The organism is Klebsiella sp. CN_Kp088, from assembly GCF_040064335.1.
Taxonomy (GTDB): domain Bacteria; phylum Pseudomonadota; class Gammaproteobacteria; order Enterobacterales; family Enterobacteriaceae; genus Klebsiella; species Klebsiella aerogenes.
In genome coordinates, this window is the sequence record NZ_JBEAIQ010000016.1 from 42282 (window position 1) to 62666 (window position 20385).

Below are 20385 nucleotides of genomic sequence, written 5' to 3' on the forward strand. Positions count from 1 at the left end.
AGCGTTATTCTGACTCCGTATTATTCACCAGCATGTAGCCAAAGCCGCGGACGGTGCGGATCCGCGCTTTACCAATCTTGTCGCGCAGATTATGGATATGCACTTCGAGGGTATTGGTGGCCGGTTCGTTATCCCAGCTGTAGATATCATTGTAGAGAATTTCGCGATGTACCGGGCTGCCGGCTTTCATCATCAGGCGCGAGAGCAGAGCATACTCTTTTGGCGTCAGCTCCAGCGATTCGCCGGCCAGCCACACCTGACGGCGGGTCACATTAAGGCGCAGGTTGCCGACGGTCAGCTCATTATCGCCCTGATTATTATGGCGACGCAGCAGCGCGCGAATGCGGGCGTTGAGCTCTTCAAGCGCGAAAGGTTTCACCAGGTAATCGTCAGCGCCGGTATCCAGCCCGCTGATGCGGTCGCCCACGGTATCGCGGGCGGTGAGGATTAACACCGGTTGGGTGAATTTCTCCCGGCGCATACGCGCCAGGAAATGCAGACCGTCTTCATCCGGCAGGCCCAGGTCGAGCACCACCAGACTGTAATGGTTGCTGGCTAACGACAGCGCGGCTTCATGCGCGGTGGCGACGCCATCGCAGACATAGCCTTCGCTTTGCATGGCCAGAATTAACCCTTGTAACAGGAGCGCATCGTCTTCAATGACTAAGATTTTCATCTGCCGGTCTCTCTACATGGCGTTAAAAGGTCGTCTTTTGCCTGATACTCGCGGCTGTCTACCCCGAGCAGGCCAAGCAGGGTAGAGAACAGATTATCTTGTGAATAATCGTTCGTCTTCGCCTGCTGTTGCAAACACTGGCTGGATACGCCATAGCGTTGCTGATAATCCGGCGACAACCACAGCAGCATCGGCACGTGTTTTTGCGTATCCGGCGCTATGGAGTACGGCAGGCCATGCAGATACACGCCATCTTCACCCAGCGATTCGCCGTGGTCAGACAAATACACCAGACTGGTGGTGAATCTATCTTGTTTTGATTGCAGCAATTTTATCGCTTTATCAACCACATAGTCGACGTACAAAATGGTGTTGTCGTAGGTATTGGTCAACTGTTGTTGCGTACAACTTTGGATTTCATTGGTATCGCAGGTCGGGGTGAATTTTTTGAATTCAGCCGGGTAGCGATTGTAATAGGTCGGGCCATGACTACCAATGGTGTGCAGAACGATAATGCCATCCTGCTGTAAATTATCGATATAGCTATCAAGATTATGGAACAGCACGTCATCGTAGCACTCGCCATCAATGCACTCGCCGCTGAGGTTCAGGTTGGTGACGTTTTGGTGCGGTACGCGGTCACAGGCGCCTTTACAGCCGCCATCGTTGTCGTTCCATAGCACCTGAACACCGGCGCGCTGCAAAATATCCAGAACGCCTTCCTGATGGTGCGCCAGTTCTTCATCGTAATGCGCGCGCGGCATATTGGAGAACATGCAGGGGACGGAAACCGCGGTTGCGGTGCCGCAGGAGGTGGTTTTCGGGAAGTACACCACGTCGTCCTGCTTCAGGCGCGGGTTAGTTTCTCGATCGTAGCCGCCCAGCGAGAAATTCTCGGCGCGCGAGGTTTCGCCCAGCACCACGATGGTCAGATTTTTACGCGCGCCGTTATGCATCACCGCTTTCTGTTTGGCATCTTCGCCGATCTTCACCAGCGGCAGGTTATCCATCCGGTTATGCGCATACCACGAGTTCAGCGCCACAATGCTGTTGGAAGGGCTTAAAGATTTCACCAGCTCCTTATTGTTACGGAATACCGAGGCGTAATCTTTGTAGAACAGCGCCGCCACCAGCACAATGAGCAGCGCTGAAATGGCGATATTGAGCAGACGCATCGCTGTGCCGCGCCAGAAAGAGGCCGGTCTGCGAACTTTAATCCACCAGGCGACCAGAACCATCAATAGCCCGGAGAGACCCAGCACGATGACCATTTTCGTCGACAGCAGGGCAAAACTTTCCGCAGGTGTCGTATCGAAGATATTGGCGATCATCGAACGGTCGATCACCACGCCGAAGGTCCAGATAAAGTACTGCGCCGAGGCGCTCAGCAGAATAAACAGGCTGATGACTACCCGGTCGAGCTTTAAGAACGAGGCGAGGGTGGTGATGATGTTCATCACGCTAATTGCCACGATCGGCATGCTAAGGAAAACCAGCCAGTTATGGAGATTGTTTACCGGCAGTAGCGGGAAAACCTGGCGATAAAAGGCCAGGTTAAGAAAGATACCGATATAACAGGCAAAGAGAGTCAAATAAGCCGTGCGGCTGAGTACCGGCCGACGTAAAGAAATAAACGACATAACGAATACCCGTAGTAGGAGATGTTCGTTATGTTGACAGCGATATTTTAAGACAACCTTAAGATTTTAATCTGAGGCGTCATCTTGTTTAAAATAGTGCCGCTTGAGGATTAACCTAATGCCTGAATAGCCTGCTCCAGCGCCTGGCGTAGCAGCACGCGGTCATGACGATAGGTGACATCGCTGGCGTCCAGCTCGGTCTGAATCACCAGTCGTTCTTCCATACCCTTAACATCGGCTTTCGGCCCGACGATGGCGGCATCAATCACTTTTTTGCCGACGTAATGTTCCAGAATAGTCATTCTGTCCGCCAGCGTTAGATTGGCGGCAGGGCTATGTTCCTTACCCAGGTTATCGATAAACACCATGGGCGCCGGGGTCCGCCGCAGCGCCTGGGCCATTTCGTCGAGCAGTAAAATGGGCAGCAGGCTGGTGTAGAAGCTCCCTGGCCCAATCAGGATCAGATCGGCCTCGGCGATGGCCTCAACCGCTTCGCGAGTCGCCGGAACCGGTGGGCTGAGCATCAGTTCCTGCGGGATGTGATCCAACTGATCGATATTCACTTCGCCATACACTTCATGGCCTTCATGATCGAGCGCCACCAGATCGACCGGTTGCTCCGACATCGGAATCAGGAAAGCATCCACTTTAAGCAGGTTTCTGATCAAATTGATCGCCTCTAAAGGCCGCACACTCAGGTGATCCAGCGCCTTTAACATCAGATTTCCGAGGTTATGCCCGGAAAGCTCGCCATTACCGCCAAAACGATATTCAAACATCGCGGAAGCGACGCTGGGTTCGGCGATTAATTGATTAATGCAGTTGCGCATATCGCCCCAGGCGATCCCCCCTTCCGAGCGGCGAATTCGCCCCGTTGATCCGCCGTTATCGGTGGTGGTCACGATGCCAGTCAGGCGTGAGCCGAGCGACGAGAGCGACGACATCACCCGCCCCAGACCGTGGCCTCCGCCAAGGGCGACGACGCGGTCCAGATCGGCGAAAGTGCGATTGCGCATACGAATTCCTTCTGTTCAATGTTCGGGTTTAGCGTCTCCGATCTACCCCTAAAAGATAATGCCCGGTTTCCGTCAAACTGACCGATATCAATGTTAAAGTGTGATTTTTGGCTATTCTGTACTGAAAATGCAAGATATTAGCGATATATAGATGATTATATAGCGAAAATGAAAATGGCGAAACCATCGTTAAAGCGCTACTATCGGCATAACCAACTAACACTCTAGCCTTGGTACCTGTGTCGCAAGATATGGTGCTCTGGCCGCGGCAGCCGCGCTGTCGCCAGGGCGTGGAAAGAAATGACCACGCCTCCCGTACTTGGAAAGGTGTATATGGCCTCACAGCTTACTGATGCATTTGCGCGTAAGTTTTATTACTTGCGCCTGTCGATTACCGACGTGTGTAACTTTCGTTGCACCTACTGCCTGCCGGATGGCTACAAGCCCGGCGCCGTGACCAACAAGGGCTTTCTTAGCGTAGACGAAGTGCGCCGCGTGACGCGCGCTTTTTCCGCCCTTGGCACGGAAAAAGTCCGCCTTACCGGCGGCGAACCCTCTTTACGTCGCGACTTTACCGAGATTATTGCCGCCGTGCGTGAAAACAGCGCGATTCGTCAGATCGCGGTGACCACCAATGGTTACCGTCTGGCTCGCGATGTCGAACGCTGGCGCGATGCCGGGCTGACGGCGATAAACGTCAGCGTCGATAGCCTCGACGCTCGCCAGTTCCATGCCATTACCGGTCAGGATAAATTCCAGCAGGTGATGGACGGTATTGACGCCGCCTTTGCCGCCGGTTTTGAAAAGGTTAAGGTCAACACCGTGCTGATGCGTGATGTCAACCATCACCAGCTCGACACCTTCCTCGCGTGGATCAAACCACGTCGTATTCAGCTGCGTTTTATTGAGTTAATGGAAACCGGCGAGGGCAGCGACCTGTTCCGCCGTCACCACATTTCCGGCATGGTGCTGCGCGATGAACTGCTGCGTCGCGGCTGGATCCATCAGATCCGTCAGCGAAGCGATGGCCCGGCACAGGTCTTTTGCCATCCGGATTACGCCGGCGAAATCGGCTTGATCATGCCCTATGAAAAAGACTTCTGCGCCACCTGTAACCGTCTTCGCGTCTCATCCGTTGGCAAACTGCACCTGTGTCTGTTTGGCGAAGGCGGCGTAGATCTGCGCGACCTGATGGCCGAGGACGAGCAGCAGGCCGAGCTGGAAGCGCGGATAGCCGAAGCCTTAACCCATAAAAAGCAGACCCATTTCCTGCACCAGGGCAACACCGGTATTACGCAGAATCTATCGTATATTGGCGGATAATCGTTTTCGAAAGGAGCATTCAGATGAGCCAGGCTAGCGCTGAGTTTATCCCGACCCGTATTGCTATTCTTACCGTTTCCAACCGCCGCGGCGAAGAGGACGATACCTCCGGCCACTGGCTGCGCGATGCGCTGCACGAAGCGGGACATACCCTCGTCGATAAGGCGATTGTGAAAGAGAACCGCTACGCGATTCGCGCCCAGGTCTCGGCGTGGATTGCCAGCGATGAGGTGCAGGTGGTGCTGATCACCGGTGGTACCGGTTTTACCGACGGCGATCAGGCGCCGGAAGCGCTGCTGCCGCTGTTTGACCGCGAGGTCGAAGGTTTTGGCGAAGTGTTCCGTATGCTTTCGTTTGAAGAGATTGGCACCTCGACGCTGCAGTCCCGCGCCGTTGCTGGCGTTGCCAACCGCACGCTGATTTTCGCGATGCCGGGCTCGACCAAGGCCTGCGCCACCGCGTGGGAAAATATTATCGCGCCACAGCTGGATGCGCGCACTCGCCCGTGCAACTTCATTCCTCATTTAAAGAAATAGTTTATGTCACAACTGACCCACATTAACGCCGCGGGCGAAGCCCACATGGTTGACGTCTCCGGCAAAGCGGAAACGGTGCGTGAGGCGCGCGCTGAGGCTTACGTCGAAATGCAGGCCGCAACGCTTGCGATGATTATCGACGGCAGCCACCATAAAGGCGATGTGTTCGCCACCGCGCGTATCGCCGGGATTCAGGCCGCGAAACGTACCTGGGAGCTGATCCCGCTGTGTCATCCGCTGATGCTCAGCAAAGTAGAAGTGAACCTGCAGGCGCAGCCGGAGCATAACCGCGTGCGCATTGAGTCACTCTGCCGCCTGACCGGTAAAACCGGCGTAGAAATGGAAGCGCTGACCGCGGCCTCGGTTGCCGCGCTGACCATCTACGACATGTGTAAAGCGGTACAGAAAGATATGGTTATTGGCCCGGTACGTCTGCTGGCGAAAAGCGGCGGCAAGTCCGGCGATTTTAAGGTGGAGGAAGCCCATGATTAACGTCCTGTTTTTTGCCCAGGTGCGCGAACTGGTTGGCACCGATACCCTGACTCTCGACGCCAGCGAATTGCCGACCGTTGAAGCCGTGCGTCAGCAGCTTGCCGCGCGCGGGGACCGCTGGGCGCTGGCGCTGGAAGAAGGAAAATTGCTGGCGGCGGTCAACCAGACGCTGACCTCGTTTGACCATCCGGTCGCGAGCGGCGACGAAGTGGCGTTTTTCCCGCCGGTCACCGGGGGCTAAGATGACGCAGACTCGTATCGTGGTAAGCCCGGCGCGCTTTTGCGTCGGCGATGAGTATCCGTGGCTGGCCGAGCGCGATGAAGACGGCGCGGTGGTCACCTTCACCGGCAAAGTACGTAATCACAATCTCGGCGACAGCGTGAAAGCGCTGACGCTGGAGCACTATCCGGGCATGACCGAGAAATCGCTGGCGGAAATCGTCGAACAGGCGCGGGAACGTTGGCCGCTTGGCCGGGTGACGATTATCCATCGCATTGGCGAAATGTGGCCGGGCGAAGAGATTGTTTTTGTTGGTGTGACCAGCGCCCACCGCGGCAGCGCCTTCGCCGCCGGCGAGTTCATCATGGATTACCTGAAAACCCGCGCGCCGTTCTGGAAACGCGAGGCGACGCCGGATGGCGAACGCTGGGTCGATGCCCGCGACAGCGATCATCAGGCGGCAGAGCGCTGGTAGTGTGATACGCTTACTGAGAGAAACTTGTTAATCAGGAGATAGTCATGGACAGATTCCCTCGTTCCGATTCCATTGTTCAGAGCCGCAGCGGCCTGCAGACCTACATGGCGCAGGTTTACGGCTGGATGACGGTCGGGTTGTTGTTAACCGCGTTTATCGCGTGGTTTGCGGCGAATACCCCGGCGGTCATGATGTTCGTCTTTTCAAGCAAAATCACTTTCTTCGGGCTGATCATCGCCCAACTGGCGCTGGTGTTTGTGCTCTCGGGGATGGTGCAGCGCTTAAGCGCGGGTATGGCGACGACGCTGTTCATGCTTTATTCGGCGTTAACAGGGCTAACGTTAGCGAGCATCTTTATTGTTTATACCTATTCGTCTATCGCCAGCACTTTTGTGGTGACCGGCGGGATGTTCGGGGCGATGAGCCTGTATGGTTACACCACTAAGCGCGATCTGAGCGGCTTCGGCAGCATGCTGTTTATGGGGCTGATTGGTATCGTGCTGGCGTCGCTGGTTAACCTGTGGCTGAAGAGCGAAGCGCTGATGTGGGCGGTAACCTACATTGGTGTGCTGGTGTTTGTCGGCCTGACCGCCTACGACACCCAGAAGTTGAAAAACATCGGCGAGCAGATTGATACCCGCGATAGCGCCACGCTGCGTAAATACTCTATTCTCGGCGCCTTAACGCTGTATCTGGACTTCATCAACCTGTTCCTGATGCTGCTGCGTATCTTCGGCAACCGCCGTTAATATCATCCCGGATAGCGGCGCGATGCGCCTTATCCGGGCTACCAATCCAGGCAATCCGCAAAAATGTCGCCCGGTAAGCGCAACCGGGCCGTTTCATCCGCGGGCCAGCTTGCGCTCGTTCTTCTGCCGCAGCTTTTTCGCCCGACTCTCCAGCACCAGATAGGCGATGGTCGCCAGCAGCAGCGGCAGAAAATAGTACAGCGCGCGCCACGCCAGCAGAGCGGCAATTATCGCCCCCTTCGAAATCGACTCGCCGGAGAGCATGGCGATAAACACCGCCTCCAGCACGCCAATCCCGGCGGGAATATGAACGATAACGCCGGCGATACTGCTCACCAGCAGCACGCCCAGCACCAGAAAATAGTTAATCTCGCTGCCCAGTAGCAGCCAGATAATCGCCCCCATCACCATCCAGTTCGCCGCTGAAATCCCTATCTGTAGTAGAGCGAAACGAAAAGAGGGCAGCACCAACCGCTGTCCCTTAATCGTCATGTGGCGGCGTTTGGCGAAGGCGCAACCGAAAAGATAGATCAGGGTTAAAAGCAGCAGAACGCCGCCAATAATACGCAGCGTGGTTTGACTGATGTACCAGTGCGGCGGCAACGTCACCAGATTCGCGGTGAAAATGACGCCGCCCAGTAGAATATAGCCCAACCAGTTGGTGGTAATGCTAAGCGAGAAAATACGGGTAATAGTGCCGCCGTTCAGCCCCAGCCGCGAGTACAACCGATAGCGCATCCCGATCCCGCCGACCCAGGTGCTGAGCGTCAGGTTAAAGGCGTAGCAGATAAACGACACCAGCATCACCTGTTTTTTTGCCAGCTTGTGGCCGCACCAGGCTCGCCCGAGCAGATCGTAGCAGCCATAAATCAGGTAGCTGACGATAACCAACCCAACGGCGCTAAATAGCGCCAGACGATCGTAGCCGCGGATGACCTTCCATACATCCTGCCAGTCGACCTTTTGCGCGTAAATTACCAGCAATACGATGACGGCGATAAAAAAGAGCGCGGTCAGCACTCTTTTCGCCATCCGCCAGCGGGGATGCGATTTGCTCATAGCGGATTGTCTCTGGTTTGCGTTTCTACCCGGTCCTGGGTTTCGATTTCCGGCTGCACCGGCGGGCTGACCCTGGCTAATTGCGGGGTATGCGCCGGCAGCCAACCGACCCAGGCGGGGAAGTGGCGCAGAAAGTGGAAGGCCAGCACGCTGACGCCGAGCCGCCACCAGTTGCGTTTTGGCAGCATAGACTTATCTATCTGCTGGCAATCTCTGGCGATAAGGCCGTTGAGGTTATCGCGCAGGGTCTGGTTGAACTCGCGGTCGTGGATAATCAGGTTGGCCTCCAGATTCAACGACAGGCTCAGCGGGTCGAGGTTACTGGAACCGACGGTGGCCCAGTGGTCGTCCGCCAGCGCTACCTTGCCATGCAGCGGACGGCGGCGGTATTCATACACCTGAACGCCGCCTTTAATCAGGTAGTGGTACAGCAGATGGGCGCCAAACTTAACAATCGGAATATCCGGCTCGCCCTGGACAATCAACTTGACCCGTACGCCGCGCCGCGCGGCATTGCGCATGGCGTGCAGCAGACGGTAGCCGGGAAAGAAATAGGCATTGGCGATGATGACCTCGCGGCGGGAGCTGGTCAGCATCTTCAGATAGTGACGTTCAATATCGTCACGATGTTCGTGATTATCGCGCCAGATAAATAGCGCCTGCGCTTCGCCAGGGGTTTGGTTAATTTCCGGCTGGTGGCGACGGCGACGCCACCAGCGGCGGGCTGCCTCGCTGGTGGGCAGGTTCTCCAGCTCGAATTGTAGAATATCGAGCACCACCGGCCCCTCAACCTGCACGGCATAATCCTGTTTTGCCTCCGGCCCGTAATCGCTCATGTGCTCGGCAGAGTAGTTGATGCCGCCGACAAACGCCGTTGTGTCGTCAATCACCACGATTTTTCGATGCATGCGGCGGAATAAATTGGTACGCATACCCATTAGCCGGGGGCGCGGATCGTAGTAGCGGAAGACCACGCCAGCGGCGGTGAGTTCGCCGACAAACTCATCGCTAAGATCCGGCGAGCCGTAGCCGTCGAGCAGCACTTCCACCTGAATACCCCGGCGGGCGGCTTTCAGTAGCACGGCATGCAGTCGCCAGCCCACCTCGTCTTCAAACCAGATAAAGGATTCAAGGATCACCTTGCGCTGCGCGCGGCCAATGGCGGCGAATAACGCCGGATAATACTGGTCGCCATTCTCCAGTAGGGTAATACGATTGCCTTCCTGCCAGCGACATTTCACAGATGTATCTCCACGCTCAGGGGCGCATGATCGGACAGATGCCGCCAGTGTTTAAGCGCCAGCGCCTTCGGATGGCTGGCATGTGCATTCTTAACGTAAATACGATCGAGGCGCAGCAGCGGGAAAGCGACCGGAAAGGTGCGTAGCGGCCGCCCGCGGGCGCGGGTAAAAATCTCCTCAAGCCCTGCCTGCGCTTTTAAGGGCTGATTAGCCTGCTGGCGCCAGTCGTTGAAGTCGCCTGCCACCACCACCGGATCGCCTGCCGGTAGCGTATTGACCCACTCCGCCAGCATCGTTAGCTGAGCCTGCCGCTGGTGCGCGCGAAGACCGAGATGCACGCAGATAACGTGGATCGTTGTGCCGCTGTGCGGAGGTACGATGCGACAGTAAAGCAGGCCGCGTTTTTCGCCATTGCCGACCGAGATATCGCGATTTTCATAATATTCAATGGGAAAGCGCGACAGTACGGCATTGCCGTGATGGCCTTCCGGGTAGACCGCATTGCGCCCGTAGGCATAATCGCTCCACATGGTGTCGGCAAGAAACTCGTAATGGGTGGTATCAGGCCAGTTTTCGATATGCAAAGGGTGCACTTCGTGCGCGCCCATCACTTCCTGTAGGCAAACTATGTCGGCGCTGACGCTGCGAACGGCCTCGCGCAGTTCGGGCAAAATAAAACGCCGATTAAACGCCGTAAAGCCCTTGTGGGTGTTAATTGTCAGCACGTTCACCGAAATTCGCGACGTTGGCTTAGCCATAATTCTCCAGTTAATGTCACTTTCCTGAATAAAATAGTGTAGTAGACGTCACAAAAAGATGCGGTGATACGGAATTTTCCGTAAAGTGCGGTACTCTGAGTAACAGAGAAAAATCCTTCAGGAGAGAAGCCATGAAGTGGCAACAACGTGTACGCGTCGCAACGGGTCTTAGTTGCTGGCAGATTATGTTGCATCTACTGGTCGTGGCAGTACTGGTGATGGGTTGGCTGAGCGGCGCGCTGGTGCGCGTCGGATTAGGGCTGTGCGTATTGTACGGCGTCACGCTGCTGGCGATGTTGTTTTTACAGCGTCACCATGAAGCGCGCTGGCGCGATGTCGGGGACTTCCTTGAGGAACTCACCACGACCTGGTACTTCGGCGCCGCCATGATAGTGCTCTGGTTGTTGTCGCGCGTGCTGCACAACAACCTGCTGCTGGCCCTCGCCGGGCTGGTCATACTGGCAGGCCCGGCGGTGGTATCGCTGCTGGCGAAAGATAAAAAACTAGGCAATCTTTCTTCGGAACATCGCATACGCCGCTGAGCCGGTGGTGGCCGCTATGACTAATAGCGGCCACAAACTTCCCCACACAATCTTCAGACTCGCATCCTTCAGATAAATTTGCTTGGTGATATCGGTAAAGTGCCGGATTGGGTTTATCCAGGTCAAATCTTGCAGCCACTGCGGCATGTTTTCTACCGGTGAAACGTAGCCGGATAGCAGAATCGCCGGCATCATAAAGACGAACACGCCGATAAATGCCTGCTGCTGGGTTGAACACAGCGAAGAAATCAATAAGCCAAAGCCCACCAGCGATAGACCGTAAATCAGCATGGTGAAATAGAACAGCAGCAGCGAGCCGGCAAACGGGATCTGATAAGCCCAGATACCTATCGCCAGCACGATAGTCGCCTGCATCGTGGCGACTATCAGCGCCGGAACGGCTTTGCCAACGAAGATTTGCCAGGTGGCGAGCGGTGAGACCAGCAGCTGATCGAGGGTACCCTGTTCACGCTCGCGAGCCACCGACAGCGAGGTGACGATCATCACCCCGATGGTGGTGATCATGGCGATAAGCGACGGCACCACGAACCATTTATAGTCGAGATTCGGGTTGTACCAGTTGCGCACCACCAGTTCGCTGTTGTTCGGTTTCGCTTTGTCCTGCAGCAGATCCTGCTGATAGTTTTTAACAATCTGCTGTAGATAGTTAGCGGCGATTTGCGCGCTGTTGGAGTTACGCCCGTCGAGCAGTAGCTGTAGCGGGGCGGTTTGATAGTTGTCGAGATTACGCGAGAAATCCGCCGGGAAGCGCACCACGAGCAGGGCTTTTTGTTCATCGATGGTCGGTTGAATCGCCTGCGGGCTTTTCAGCAGCAGGACGTGGGTAAAGGCTTTGGCGCGGGCAAAGCGCTGGGTGAGCTCCACCGCGTGGCGGCCGCTATCTTCGTTATAGATAGCGATGGTAGCGTTGGTCACCTCAAGCGTGGCGGCAAAGGGAAACAACAATACCTGAATCAGCACCGGCATGATTAAAATCATCCGCGTTTGCGGTTCGCGCAGCAGCGACTGCAGCTCTTTGCGGATTAATGTCCATAAACGATGAAACATAAAACCTTCCTCATGTCGGACCCGGGCGACCGAAACTTACCGTAGGCCCGGTAAGCGTAGCGCCACCGGGCAAAATTCGAGCGCAGGGTTAATCCAGACGCCGTTTGGTTTTCAGCCACGTCAGGCCGATAAACATCACCGCCGAAGCAATCAAAAACAGCACGTTCACCAGCAGCACCACCGGAATATTGCCCGCCAGAAACAGGCTTTGCAGGGTGTTGACGAAATAACGCGCCGGGATCACGTAGGTCACCGCGCGGATCACCGCCGGCATACTGTCTATCTGGAAAATAAACCCGGACAACATAATCGATGGTAAAAAAGCGGCGTTCAACGCGACCTGCGCAGCGTTAAACTGGTTGCGGGTAATGGTCGAGATCAGTAACCCCATTCCCAGCGTACTAAGCAAAAACAGGCTGGTGATGACAAACAGAATCAGCAGCGAGCCGCGATAGGGCACGCCGAGAATAAATATCGATACCAGCATACACAGCAACATCGCCAGCATGCCGAGGAAATAGTAGGGAATTATCTTGCACAGCAGCAGTTCGGCGCGGGTGATTTCAGTGGATAGCAGCGCTTCCATGGTGCCGCGTTCCCATTCGCGCGCTACCACCAGCGAGGTCAATATCGCGCCGACCACGGTCATGATGATGGTAATTGCGCCGGGGATAATAAAGTGCTGGCTGATGGCCGCCGGGTTAAACCAGTAGCGCATCTGCACATCGATAAGCGGTTCAAAGGTCTCACCGCGGTCTTCTGCCCGCTGCTGTTGCCAAATCTGCCAGATACCTTCGACGTAGCCCTGCGCGAAGTTAGCGGTATTCGGTTCGCTACCGTCGGTAATTAACTGAATCGGCGCATTGGCGCCGGCGCGGGCCATCTGACGGTCAAAGTCGACGGGAATGACGACCATCGCGCGGATGCGCCCGGCCTGCATCAGCTCAATCAACTGCTGGCGATTATCGCTGACGGTGGCGTCGATATAGGGTGAGCCGGTCATGGTATGGACGAAATCCAGCGCCTCTACGCTCTGCTGCTCCAGCAATACGCCGACCCGCAGTTTGCTGGAGTCGAGGTTTATGCCGTAGCCGAAGATAAACAGCAGGAGCAGGGGGATCACCACCGCAATTAGCCAACTGCTGGGATCGCGGACGATCTGTCGGGTCTCTTTGACGCACAGCGCGCGAACCCGTCGCCAGGAAAGAATGCTATTGCTCATGACCGTTTTCCTTGTCCCATTGGTTAATCAGGGTAATAAACGCCTGTTCCATAGTGGGATCCGCCTGACTGTCATTCGCCGCCTGCGCCTTCAGCGCGTCCGGCGTGCCGCTGGCGATAAGCTTACCGTGGTAGACCAGCCCGATGCGGTCGCAGTATTCCGCCTCATCCATAAAGTGGGTAGTCACCATCACCGTGACCCCTTTATCGACCATGCTGTTGATATGCAGCCAGAACTCGCGGCGGGTTAGCGGGTCGACGCCGGAGGTGGGTTCATCGAGAAACAGAATGTCGGGTTCATGCATCAGCGAGCAGGCCAGCGCCAGCCGCTGCTTGTAGCCGAGCGGTAGCTCGTCGGCGGCGTGGCCGGCGATACTTTTCAGGCCAAAGGCATCGCTCATGCGCGCGATTTTTTCATTTTGCGCCCGGCCGCGTAGGCCGTAAACGCCGGAGAAAAAACGCAGGTTCTGTTCGACGCTGAGGTTGCCGTACAGCGAGAATTTTTGCGCCATATAGCCTAAATGTTGACGTGCTTTACCGGAGCTAACCTTGAGGTCCATCCCCAGCACCAGCGCTTTTCCGTCGGTCGGCACCAGCAGGCCGCACATCATTTTGAAGGTCGTGGATTTACCGGCGCCGTTAGGGCCAAGCAGGCCGAAAATCTCACCGCGCTTAACCTGGAAATCGACGTGATCGGTGGCGGCGAAATCACCAAACTTTTTCGTTAACGACCGTGCTTCAATGACCGTTTCGTCTTTGTTGCCGTCCACGTGATGAATAATCTCTCCTAACGGCGACTCGGCGGTTCCGGCGCCGCCTAACAGGTCGATAAAGGCGTCTTCAAAACGCGGCGCAGTTTCGGCCACCTGTAGCGGCGGCATGTTGCCGTTTTGCTGAACCTCATCAATGCGGGCTGCCTTTTTCAGGATCAAACGCACCGATTTGCCCTGAATCACGCCATCGCTAATTTGCGGCAGTTTCAGCGCCCGCTGCAACAGGCGGCGGTTGTTTTCCTGCGGGCTGGAGACCAGAAAGCTGCGCCCGGCCATGGTTTGCGTCAGCGCCTTCGGTTCGCCCTGGTAAAGCAATTTACCTTCGTTCATCAGCAGCACATCGCGGCACTGCTCGGCTTCATCGAGATAAGAGGTGCTCCACAAAATTAGCATGCCGTCGCCGGCCAGTTCGTGCACCATCTGCCACAGCTCGCGGCGCGAGATAGGGTCGACCCCGACTCCGGGCTCATCTAACAACAGCACTTTAGGATCGCCTACCAATGTACAGGCGAGCCCCAGCTTTTGTTTCATGCCGCCGGAGAGTTTGCCGGCTAATCGCCCGGTGAAAGGGCCAAGAGATGTGAATTCCAGCAGGCGCTCGAATATTTTCTTGCGCGCCTCGCCGGTGACGCTGCGCAGATCGGCGTACAGGTTCAGGTTTTCCATCACCGTCAGATCTTCATACAGGCCGAATTTCTGCGGCATATAGCCGAGCGCCGCGTGCAGCGCGCCGTCGTCCTTCAGCGGATCGAAGCCGATTACGCTGGCGCTGCCCTCATCAGGCTTAAGTAAACCGGCCAGCATTCGCATCAGCGTCGTTTTACCTGCGCCATCTGGGCCGACGAGCCCTGTGACGTAGCCTGAGTGAATCGTACAGTTCAGCGGCGCGACTGCGGGTCGGTCCATACCGGGAAAACCGCGTGTCAGTCCGGTTAAAGTTATCGCGTCCTTACTCATGCCCGTTTCCGTTGCTGAAGGAGACGGTCACCGGCATGCCCTGGCGCAGCGCGGCGTCGGCGTCGTTCACCACGATGCGCAGGCGGTAGACGAGATCGGTGCGCAAATCCGGTGTTTCTACGGTCTTTGGCGTGAATTCGGCGCTGGGGGAGACAAAGCCGATTTTACCGTGATAGGGCTTGTTCGGCCGGCTATCGGTATACAGCAGTACTTCGCGCCCCGGCTGCGCCTGGCCGAGATTTTTCTCGTCAACGTAGGCGCGTACCCAAACCGGATGGGTTAACGATAGCGTCAGCACCGTGCCGCCGGCGTTTAACATGGTGCCAGGTTCGACGGCGCGGGTCATCAAGGTGCCGTCGGACGGCGCGGTCAGTACGGTATCATGCAGGTCCAGTTTGGCTTGCGCCAGGGCCGCCTGCGCCTGTTCAAGGCTGGCTTTGGCCTGGGCAATTTCCTGCGGGCGGTTACCGGCGCGATATTGACGCAGTTTATCCTGCGCCGATTTTAAGGTCGCCTGCGCCTGATCGCGTGAAGAACGGGCGTTTTCGAGGTCGTTGGCGGAAATCGCGCTGCTGGCGCGCAGGCCGAGCTGACGTTGATAAAAATTCTGCGCATAGACCCAGGCGGCCTGCGCCTGATTAACCGCGGCCGCCGCCTGCGCAATCTCTTCGGCACGGTAACCCGCCATCATCAAATCGTACTGCGCCTGGGCGGTGGAGACGTTGGCCTGCGCCTGCTGCAGCGCGTTTTCATATGGCGCGCGGTCAAGTTCGCCGAGGGTTTGCCCACGGCGAATTTCATCGCCTTCATCGACGTTCAGGGTTGCCAGCCGCCCGCCGACGCGGAAGCTCATATTCACAGTGCGAATATCGACATTGCCGTAGAGAGTGAGATCTTTTGCCTGGCTGCTTTGATACCACCACCAGCCGCCGCCGAGCGCGGCGAGCACGATGACGACCAATAGAACGACGACGGGTTTTTTCATGATCCCAGGCTCCTTTGCGCTAACCCTTGCAGAATGAAATCGATATGACAGGTGATCACCTGAAAAATTTGTTCAGCCTTTTGTTGATCGAACTGCGCCCAGCCGGTACGCAGTAAAATGGTTTCCCGCCCGAGCCGGAAGGCCAGCACCTCGCCAAGCAGGGCGTGGGTGTGCAGAATCATCTGCGTATCGTTGGCATCGCGCCCGGTCCAGGCGGCGATAAGCCGGGTCAAATAGCTATGTAGCGGGGCGATAACCTGCTGGTGGATAAGCTGGTAAGCCGCGGTAGGGGAGAGCTGCTCGCGAGAGATAAACTTGCTGAGGTTGACCGTGTCGTCCTGGGTCAGCAGCAGACTCATATCGCGGCAGCTGCGCAGGATCAATTCCCGCAGCGCCGGTTTGTCAGGTTTCGTCTGGGCGAGCAGGGCTTCGGCCGCCTCGGCATGCGGGCGGAAATTCTCGCCGATACAGTCGGCGATCCACTGTGCGCAGGCGAGATACAAGTCGTCTTTCGAACCGAAATAATAGGTGATAGCGGCGATATTCTGCCCGGCCTGCGCGGCGATATCGCGGGTCGTCGCATGGAGGCCATATTCGCCGAATTGCGCGATGGCGGCGGCGATAAGCTGGCTTTTGGCTTGTTCGCCTTTACTGGTCACGGAGGTACTGTTCATCGCACTCTAAAAAATTAATCAATCGATTGATTAAGAATAGGGGCGATTCGCTGAACTGTCCACCATGGTGAAGACGAAAAATTATCCGGCGCAAGCGAGTATTATTTTGCTGGTAATTCCTGCGGGGATATTTTATGCGGTTCGTCACAAAATCTGCTAAACTGCGCCCCTTCATGGCATTGTGGTTTTTGCCATCTCTATCGCAATAATCTCCCTGAAAACTACGCCCTTAAACGGGTCGGGGCGGTTCGGAGTTGTTATGTCTTTTGATTCCCTTGGCCTGAATCCCGATATCCTGCGCGCCGTCGCCGAGCAGGGCTACGTTGAGCCGACCCCCATCCAGCAGCAGGCGATCCCGGCAGTACTGCAGGGCCGCGATCTGATGGCCAGCGCCCAGACCGGGACCGGCAAGACCGCCGGCTTTACGCTGCCGCTGCTGCAGCGCCTGACCCAGGATCAGCCGCACGCGAAGGGGCGCCGTCCGGTGCGCGCCCTGATCCTGACGCCGACCCGCGAACTGGCGGCGCAGGTGGGTGAGAATGTCCGCGACTACAGCAAATATCTCAATATCCGCTCGCTGGTGGTTTTCGGGGGCGTGAGCATCAACCCGCAGATGATGAAGCTGCGCGGCGGCGTCGATATCCTCGTCGCCACCCCAGGCCGTCTGCTGGATCTTGAACATCAGAATGCGGTCAGCCTGGATAAAGTCGAAGTGCTGGTACTGGATGAAGCCGATCGCATGCTGGATATGGGCTTTATCCACGACATCCGCCGCGTGCTGGCTAAACTGCCGCCGCGTCGTCAAAACCTGCTGTTCTCCGCCACCTTCTCTGATGAGATCAAGGCGCTGGCGGAAAAACTGCTGCATAACCCGCTGGAAGTCGAAGTGGCGCGCCGCAACACCGCCTCTGAGCAGATCACCCAGCACGTTCACTTTGTGGATAAGAAACGTAAGCGTGAACTGCTCTCGCAGCTGATTGGCGAAGGCAATTGGCAGCAGGTGCTGGTCTTTACCCGTACCAAGCACGGTGCCAACCATCTGGCGGAGCAGCTGAATAAAGACGGTATCCGTAGCGCCGCCATCCACGGCAATAAGAGCCAGGGTGCGCGTACCCGCGCGCTGGCTGACTTTAAATCCGGCGGCATTCGTGTGCTGGTCGCCACCGACATCGCCGCGCGCGGGCTCGATATCGAAGAGCTGCCGCACGTGGTCAACTATGAGCTGCCAAACGTGCCGGAAGATTACGTGCACCGGATTGGCCGTACCGGACGCGCGGCGGCGACCGGCGAAGCGTTGTCGCTGGTCTGCGTGGACGAGCATAAGCTGCTGCGTGATATCGAACGCCTGCTGAAAAAAGAGATCCCGCGTATTGCTGTTGCCGGTTACGAGCCGGATCCGTCGATTAAAGCGGAGCCGATTCAAAATGGTCGTCAGCAGCGTGGCGGCGGTGGCCGCGGTCAGGGGCAGGGACGCGGTGGTCAGAGCCAGGGCCGTAGCCAGCAGGCGCCGCGCCGTCAGGATGGCGAAGCGCCGAAAGCGCGTACCCAGGACGGTAAACCACCGCGTCGCCGTCGCCCGCGTAAACCTGCCGGCGAATAATATGCTGCTGCCTGGGACGATAAAGCGCCCAGGCATCATAACGGCCCGTCTCTCCGCGTGCGCGGCGGCGGGCCGTTTTTTTTACCGTTCATTGCGTTTTTTATCGAGCGCGATTCCACCCTCTACAGAAAGCAATACCTCCTGGCCGGCAAAAATGGCACAATAGTGGCTGTTTATACAGTATTCAGGTTTTCTCATGGCTTTGACCGCTGCGCTTAAAGCGCAAATCGCCGCCTGGTATAAGGCGCTTCAGGAACAGATCCCGGACTTTATCCCCCGAGCCCCGCAGCGGCAGATGATCGCCGATGTGGCGAAAACGCTCGCCGGGGAAGAGGGGCGGCATCTGGCTATCGAAGCGCCGACCGGCGTCGGCAAAACGCTGTCATATCTGATCCCCGGCATCGCCATTGCCCGTGAGGAACAAAAAACGCTGGTGGTCAGTACCGCCAACGTCGCGCTGCAGGATCAAATCTACAGTAAAGACCTGCCGCTGCTGCGCAAGATTATTCCCGACCTACGCTTTACCGCCGCCTTTGGCCGTGGCCGCTACGTTTGTCCGCGTAATCTGGCGGCGCTGGCCAGTACCGAGGCGACGCAGCAGGATCTGCTGGCGTTCCTCGATGACGATCTGACGCCAAAAAACCAGGCCGAACAAAAGCTCTGCGCGACGCTGAAAACCGATCTCGACGGCTATAAATGGGACGGCCTGCGCGATCATACCGACAAGCCCATTGATGACGCCCTGTGGGGGCGGCTGAGCACCGATAAAGCCAGCTGTCTTAACCGCAACTGCCACTACTACCGCGAATGCCCATTCTTCGTCGCCCGGCGCGAAATCCAGGAAGCGGAAGTGGTGGTGGCCAACCATGCGTTGGTGATGGCGGCCATGGAGAGCGAAGCGGTGCTGCCAGAGCCGAAAAACCTTCTGCTGGTGCTCGACGAAGGCCACCATCTGCCGGACGTCGCCCGCGACGCCTTAGAGATGAGCGCGGAGATAACCGCGCCCTGGTACCGGCTACAGTTGGATCTGTTCAGCAAATTGGTGGCGACCTGCATGGAGCAGTTCCGTCCGAAGACCACGCCGCCGTTGGCCAATCCGGAACGATTAAATGAACACTGCGAAGAGCTATATGAGCTTATCGCCTCGCTCAATAATATTCTCAATCTCTATATGCCTGCCGCCCAGGAGGCGGAGCATCGCTTCCCGATGGGCGAACTGCCGCAGGAAGTGATGGAGATTTGCCAGCGGCTGGCCAAGCTCACCGAAATGCTACGCGGGCTGGCGGAGCTGTTTCTCAACGATCTCAGCGAAAAGACCGGCAGCCACGACGTGGTGCGCCTGCATCGTATCCTGCTGCAGATGAACCGGGCCCTTGGCATGTTCGAAAGCCAGAGCAAGCTGTGGCGGCTGGCCTCAATGGCGCAGTCTTCCGGCGCGCCGGTGACCAAATGGGCCACCCGCGAGATTCGCGATGGCCAGATCCATGTCTGGTTCCACTGCGTGGGGATCCGCGTCAGCGATCAGCTCGAACGTCTGCTGTGGCGCAGCGTGCCGCATATTGTCGTCACCTCGGCGACGCTGCGTTCGTTGAATAGCTTCTCGCGCCTGCAGGAGATGAGCGGTCTGAAAGAGAAAGCGGGCGATCGTTTCGTGGCGCTGGACTCGCCGTTCAATCACGTCGAACAGGGAAAAATCATTATTCCGCAAATGCACTATGAGCCGCTTATTGATAATGAAGAGCAGCACATCGCCGAAATGGCGGCTTTTTTCCGTGAGCAGGTCGAGAGCAAAAAGCATCTTGGTATGCTGGTGCTGTTCGCCAGCGGGCGGGCCATGAATCGCTTTCTGGAACATGTTACCGATCTGCGCCTGATGCTGCTGGTGCAGGGCGATCAGCCGCGCTATCGACTTGTCGAGCTGCATCGTAAACGCGTTGAAGGCGGCGAGCGCAGCGTGTTAGTTGGCTTGCAATCTTTTGCCGAAGGGCTGGATTTAAAGGGCGAGCTGTTAAGCCAGGTGCATATCCATAAAATCGCCTTCCCGCCGATCGACAGCCCGGTGGTGATCACCGAAGGCGAGTGGTTGAAAAGCCTCAACCGCTATCCCTTTGAGGTGCAAAGCCTGCCGAGCGCCTCATTCAACCTGATTCAACAGGTCGGGCGCCTGATCCGTAGCCATCAGTGCTGGGGCGAAGTCATTATTTACGATAAGCGCCTGCTGACTAAAAATTACGGCGCGCGATTGTTAAATGCGTTACCGGTATTTCCCATAGAGCAGCCGGGCGTTCCCGAGGTTATAGTAAAAAGCAAAGCAAAACAGACGCGTCGCCGACGCCGCTAAGCGCATAAGCGGTGCGGTCGGCGGAGCCTACCGCTGGAG

20 protein-coding genes and 1 riboswitch are annotated in these 20385 nt (G+C 56.9%); of the genes, 9 read left to right on the plus strand and 11 right to left on the minus strand.

The window, feature by feature from the left end; all coding sequences use genetic code 11:
* Positions 1 to 4: 4 nt before the first annotated feature.
* The 3 genes from pmrA to yvcK form a co-directional block, all read right to left on the minus strand.
* Entirely contained in the window at positions 5 to 676 is a 672-nt protein-coding gene (gene pmrA, locus ABLV08_RS06875; protein WP_032705592.1) for a two-component system response regulator PmrA, read from the minus strand.
* Positions 673 to 2316, minus strand: coding sequence for a phosphoethanolamine transferase EptA (gene eptA, locus ABLV08_RS06880; RefSeq protein ID WP_348855683.1), 1644 nt, complete (start codon positions 2314 to 2316; stop codon positions 673 to 675). The genes pmrA and eptA overlap by 4 nt, the downstream gene beginning before the upstream one ends.
* Before the next feature lie 110 nt (positions 2317 to 2426).
* Entirely contained in the window at positions 2427 to 3332 is a 906-nt protein-coding gene (yvcK, locus tag ABLV08_RS06885) for a uridine diphosphate-N-acetylglucosamine-binding protein YvcK (protein WP_032712921.1), read from the minus strand.
* 208 nt (positions 3333 to 3540) lie between these two features.
* Positions 3541 to 3678: riboswitch (molybdenum cofactor riboswitch) on the plus strand.
* Here yvcK and moaA point away from each other — a divergent pair.
* The 6 genes from moaA to ABLV08_RS06915 all read left to right on the plus strand — a co-directional run bounded on the left by moaA (position 3666) and on the right by ABLV08_RS06915 (position 7127).
* The gene (moaA, locus tag ABLV08_RS06890; RefSeq protein ID WP_059304916.1) at positions 3666 to 4655 is read left to right on the plus strand and encodes a GTP 3',8-cyclase MoaA; all 990 of its coding nucleotides are present in this window, start codon (positions 3666 to 3668) and stop codon (positions 4653 to 4655) included. It overlaps the preceding riboswitch by 13 nt.
* Positions 4656 to 4678: 23 nt before the next feature.
* A complete protein-coding gene (gene moaB, locus ABLV08_RS06895) occupies positions 4679 to 5191 on the plus strand; it encodes a molybdenum cofactor biosynthesis protein B (RefSeq protein ID WP_015367606.1) in 513 nt (170 codons plus the stop codon).
* A gap of 3 nt (positions 5192 to 5194) precedes the next feature.
* The gene (gene moaC, locus ABLV08_RS06900; RefSeq protein WP_015367605.1) at positions 5195 to 5683 is read left to right on the plus strand and encodes a cyclic pyranopterin monophosphate synthase MoaC; all 489 of its coding nucleotides are present in this window, start codon (positions 5195 to 5197) and stop codon (positions 5681 to 5683) included.
* Positions 5676 to 5924 (plus strand): molybdopterin synthase sulfur carrier subunit, encoded by a 249-nt coding sequence (gene moaD / locus ABLV08_RS06905; protein WP_015367604.1) that lies wholly within the window; start codon positions 5676 to 5678, stop codon positions 5922 to 5924. Before moaC ends, moaD begins: the two co-directional genes overlap by 8 nt.
* Position 5925: 1 nt before the next feature.
* Positions 5926 to 6378 (plus strand): molybdopterin synthase catalytic subunit MoaE, encoded by a 453-nt coding sequence (gene moaE / locus ABLV08_RS06910; protein ID WP_316515844.1) that lies wholly within the window; start codon positions 5926 to 5928, stop codon positions 6376 to 6378.
* A gap of 44 nt (positions 6379 to 6422) precedes the next feature.
* Entirely contained in the window at positions 6423 to 7127 is a 705-nt protein-coding gene (locus tag ABLV08_RS06915; protein WP_015367602.1) for a Bax inhibitor-1/YccA family protein, read from the plus strand.
* Positions 7128 to 7220: 93 nt separating this feature from the next.
* On the opposite strand, the gene ABLV08_RS06920 is transcribed toward ABLV08_RS06915, so the two are convergent.
* From ABLV08_RS06920 to ABLV08_RS06930, 3 genes are read right to left on the minus strand one after another with little or no spacing between them, the layout of a single operon-like run.
* Positions 7221 to 8186, minus strand: coding sequence for a lysylphosphatidylglycerol synthase domain-containing protein (locus ABLV08_RS06920; protein WP_015367601.1), 966 nt, complete (start codon positions 8184 to 8186; stop codon positions 7221 to 7223).
* Positions 8183 to 9427, minus strand: a complete 1245-nt coding sequence (clsB, locus tag ABLV08_RS06925) for a cardiolipin synthase ClsB (protein ID WP_348855684.1) — start codon at positions 9425 to 9427, stop codon at positions 8183 to 8185. Before clsB ends, ABLV08_RS06920 begins: the two co-directional genes overlap by 4 nt.
* Positions 9424 to 10185: an endonuclease/exonuclease/phosphatase family protein gene (locus tag ABLV08_RS06930; RefSeq protein WP_042895144.1), complete on the minus strand. Its 762-nt coding sequence runs from the start codon at positions 10183 to 10185 to the stop codon at positions 9424 to 9426. Before ABLV08_RS06930 ends, clsB begins: the two co-directional genes overlap by 4 nt.
* A gap of 131 nt (positions 10186 to 10316) precedes the next feature.
* Between ABLV08_RS06930 and ABLV08_RS06935 the strand changes: the two genes are divergently transcribed.
* Positions 10317 to 10727, plus strand: coding sequence for a YbhQ family protein (locus tag ABLV08_RS06935; protein ID WP_032712926.1), 411 nt, complete (start codon positions 10317 to 10319; stop codon positions 10725 to 10727).
* Here ABLV08_RS06935 and ABLV08_RS06940 read toward each other — a convergent pair.
* From ABLV08_RS06940 to cecR, 5 genes are all read right to left on the minus strand, one after another.
* Positions 10689 to 11795: an ABC transporter permease gene (locus ABLV08_RS06940; RefSeq protein WP_015704809.1), complete on the minus strand. Its 1107-nt coding sequence runs from the start codon at positions 11793 to 11795 to the stop codon at positions 10689 to 10691. The two genes, ABLV08_RS06935 and ABLV08_RS06940, sit on opposite strands and share 39 nt — an antisense overlap.
* 88 nt (positions 11796 to 11883) lie before the next feature.
* Positions 11884 to 13017, minus strand: a complete 1134-nt coding sequence (locus tag ABLV08_RS06945) for an ABC transporter permease (RefSeq protein WP_320895734.1) — start codon at positions 13015 to 13017, stop codon at positions 11884 to 11886.
* On the minus strand, positions 13007 to 14746 hold the full coding sequence (locus ABLV08_RS06950) for an ATP-binding cassette domain-containing protein (protein ID WP_020079305.1): 1740 nt from the start codon (positions 14744 to 14746) through the stop codon (positions 13007 to 13009). The genes ABLV08_RS06945 and ABLV08_RS06950 overlap by 11 nt, the downstream gene beginning before the upstream one ends.
* Positions 14739 to 15731, minus strand: coding sequence for a secretion protein HlyD (gene hlyD / locus ABLV08_RS06955; protein WP_015704812.1), 993 nt, complete (start codon positions 15729 to 15731; stop codon positions 14739 to 14741). The genes ABLV08_RS06950 and hlyD overlap by 8 nt, the downstream gene beginning before the upstream one ends.
* Positions 15728 to 16405, minus strand: coding sequence for a transcriptional regulator CecR (gene cecR, locus ABLV08_RS06960; protein ID WP_015704813.1), 678 nt, complete (start codon positions 16403 to 16405; stop codon positions 15728 to 15730). The genes hlyD and cecR overlap by 4 nt, the downstream gene beginning before the upstream one ends.
* Before the next feature lie 259 nt (positions 16406 to 16664).
* Between cecR and rhlE the strand changes: the two genes are divergently transcribed.
* Positions 16665 to 18005 (plus strand): ATP-dependent RNA helicase RhlE, encoded by a 1341-nt coding sequence (gene rhlE, locus ABLV08_RS06965; protein ID WP_015704814.1) that lies wholly within the window; start codon positions 16665 to 16667, stop codon positions 18003 to 18005.
* A 196-nt stretch (positions 18006 to 18201) separates the two neighbouring features.
* Entirely contained in the window at positions 18202 to 20346 is a 2145-nt protein-coding gene (gene dinG / locus ABLV08_RS06970; RefSeq protein ID WP_100279979.1) for an ATP-dependent DNA helicase DinG, read from the plus strand.
* The last annotated feature ends 39 nt before the right edge of the window (positions 20347 to 20385 follow it).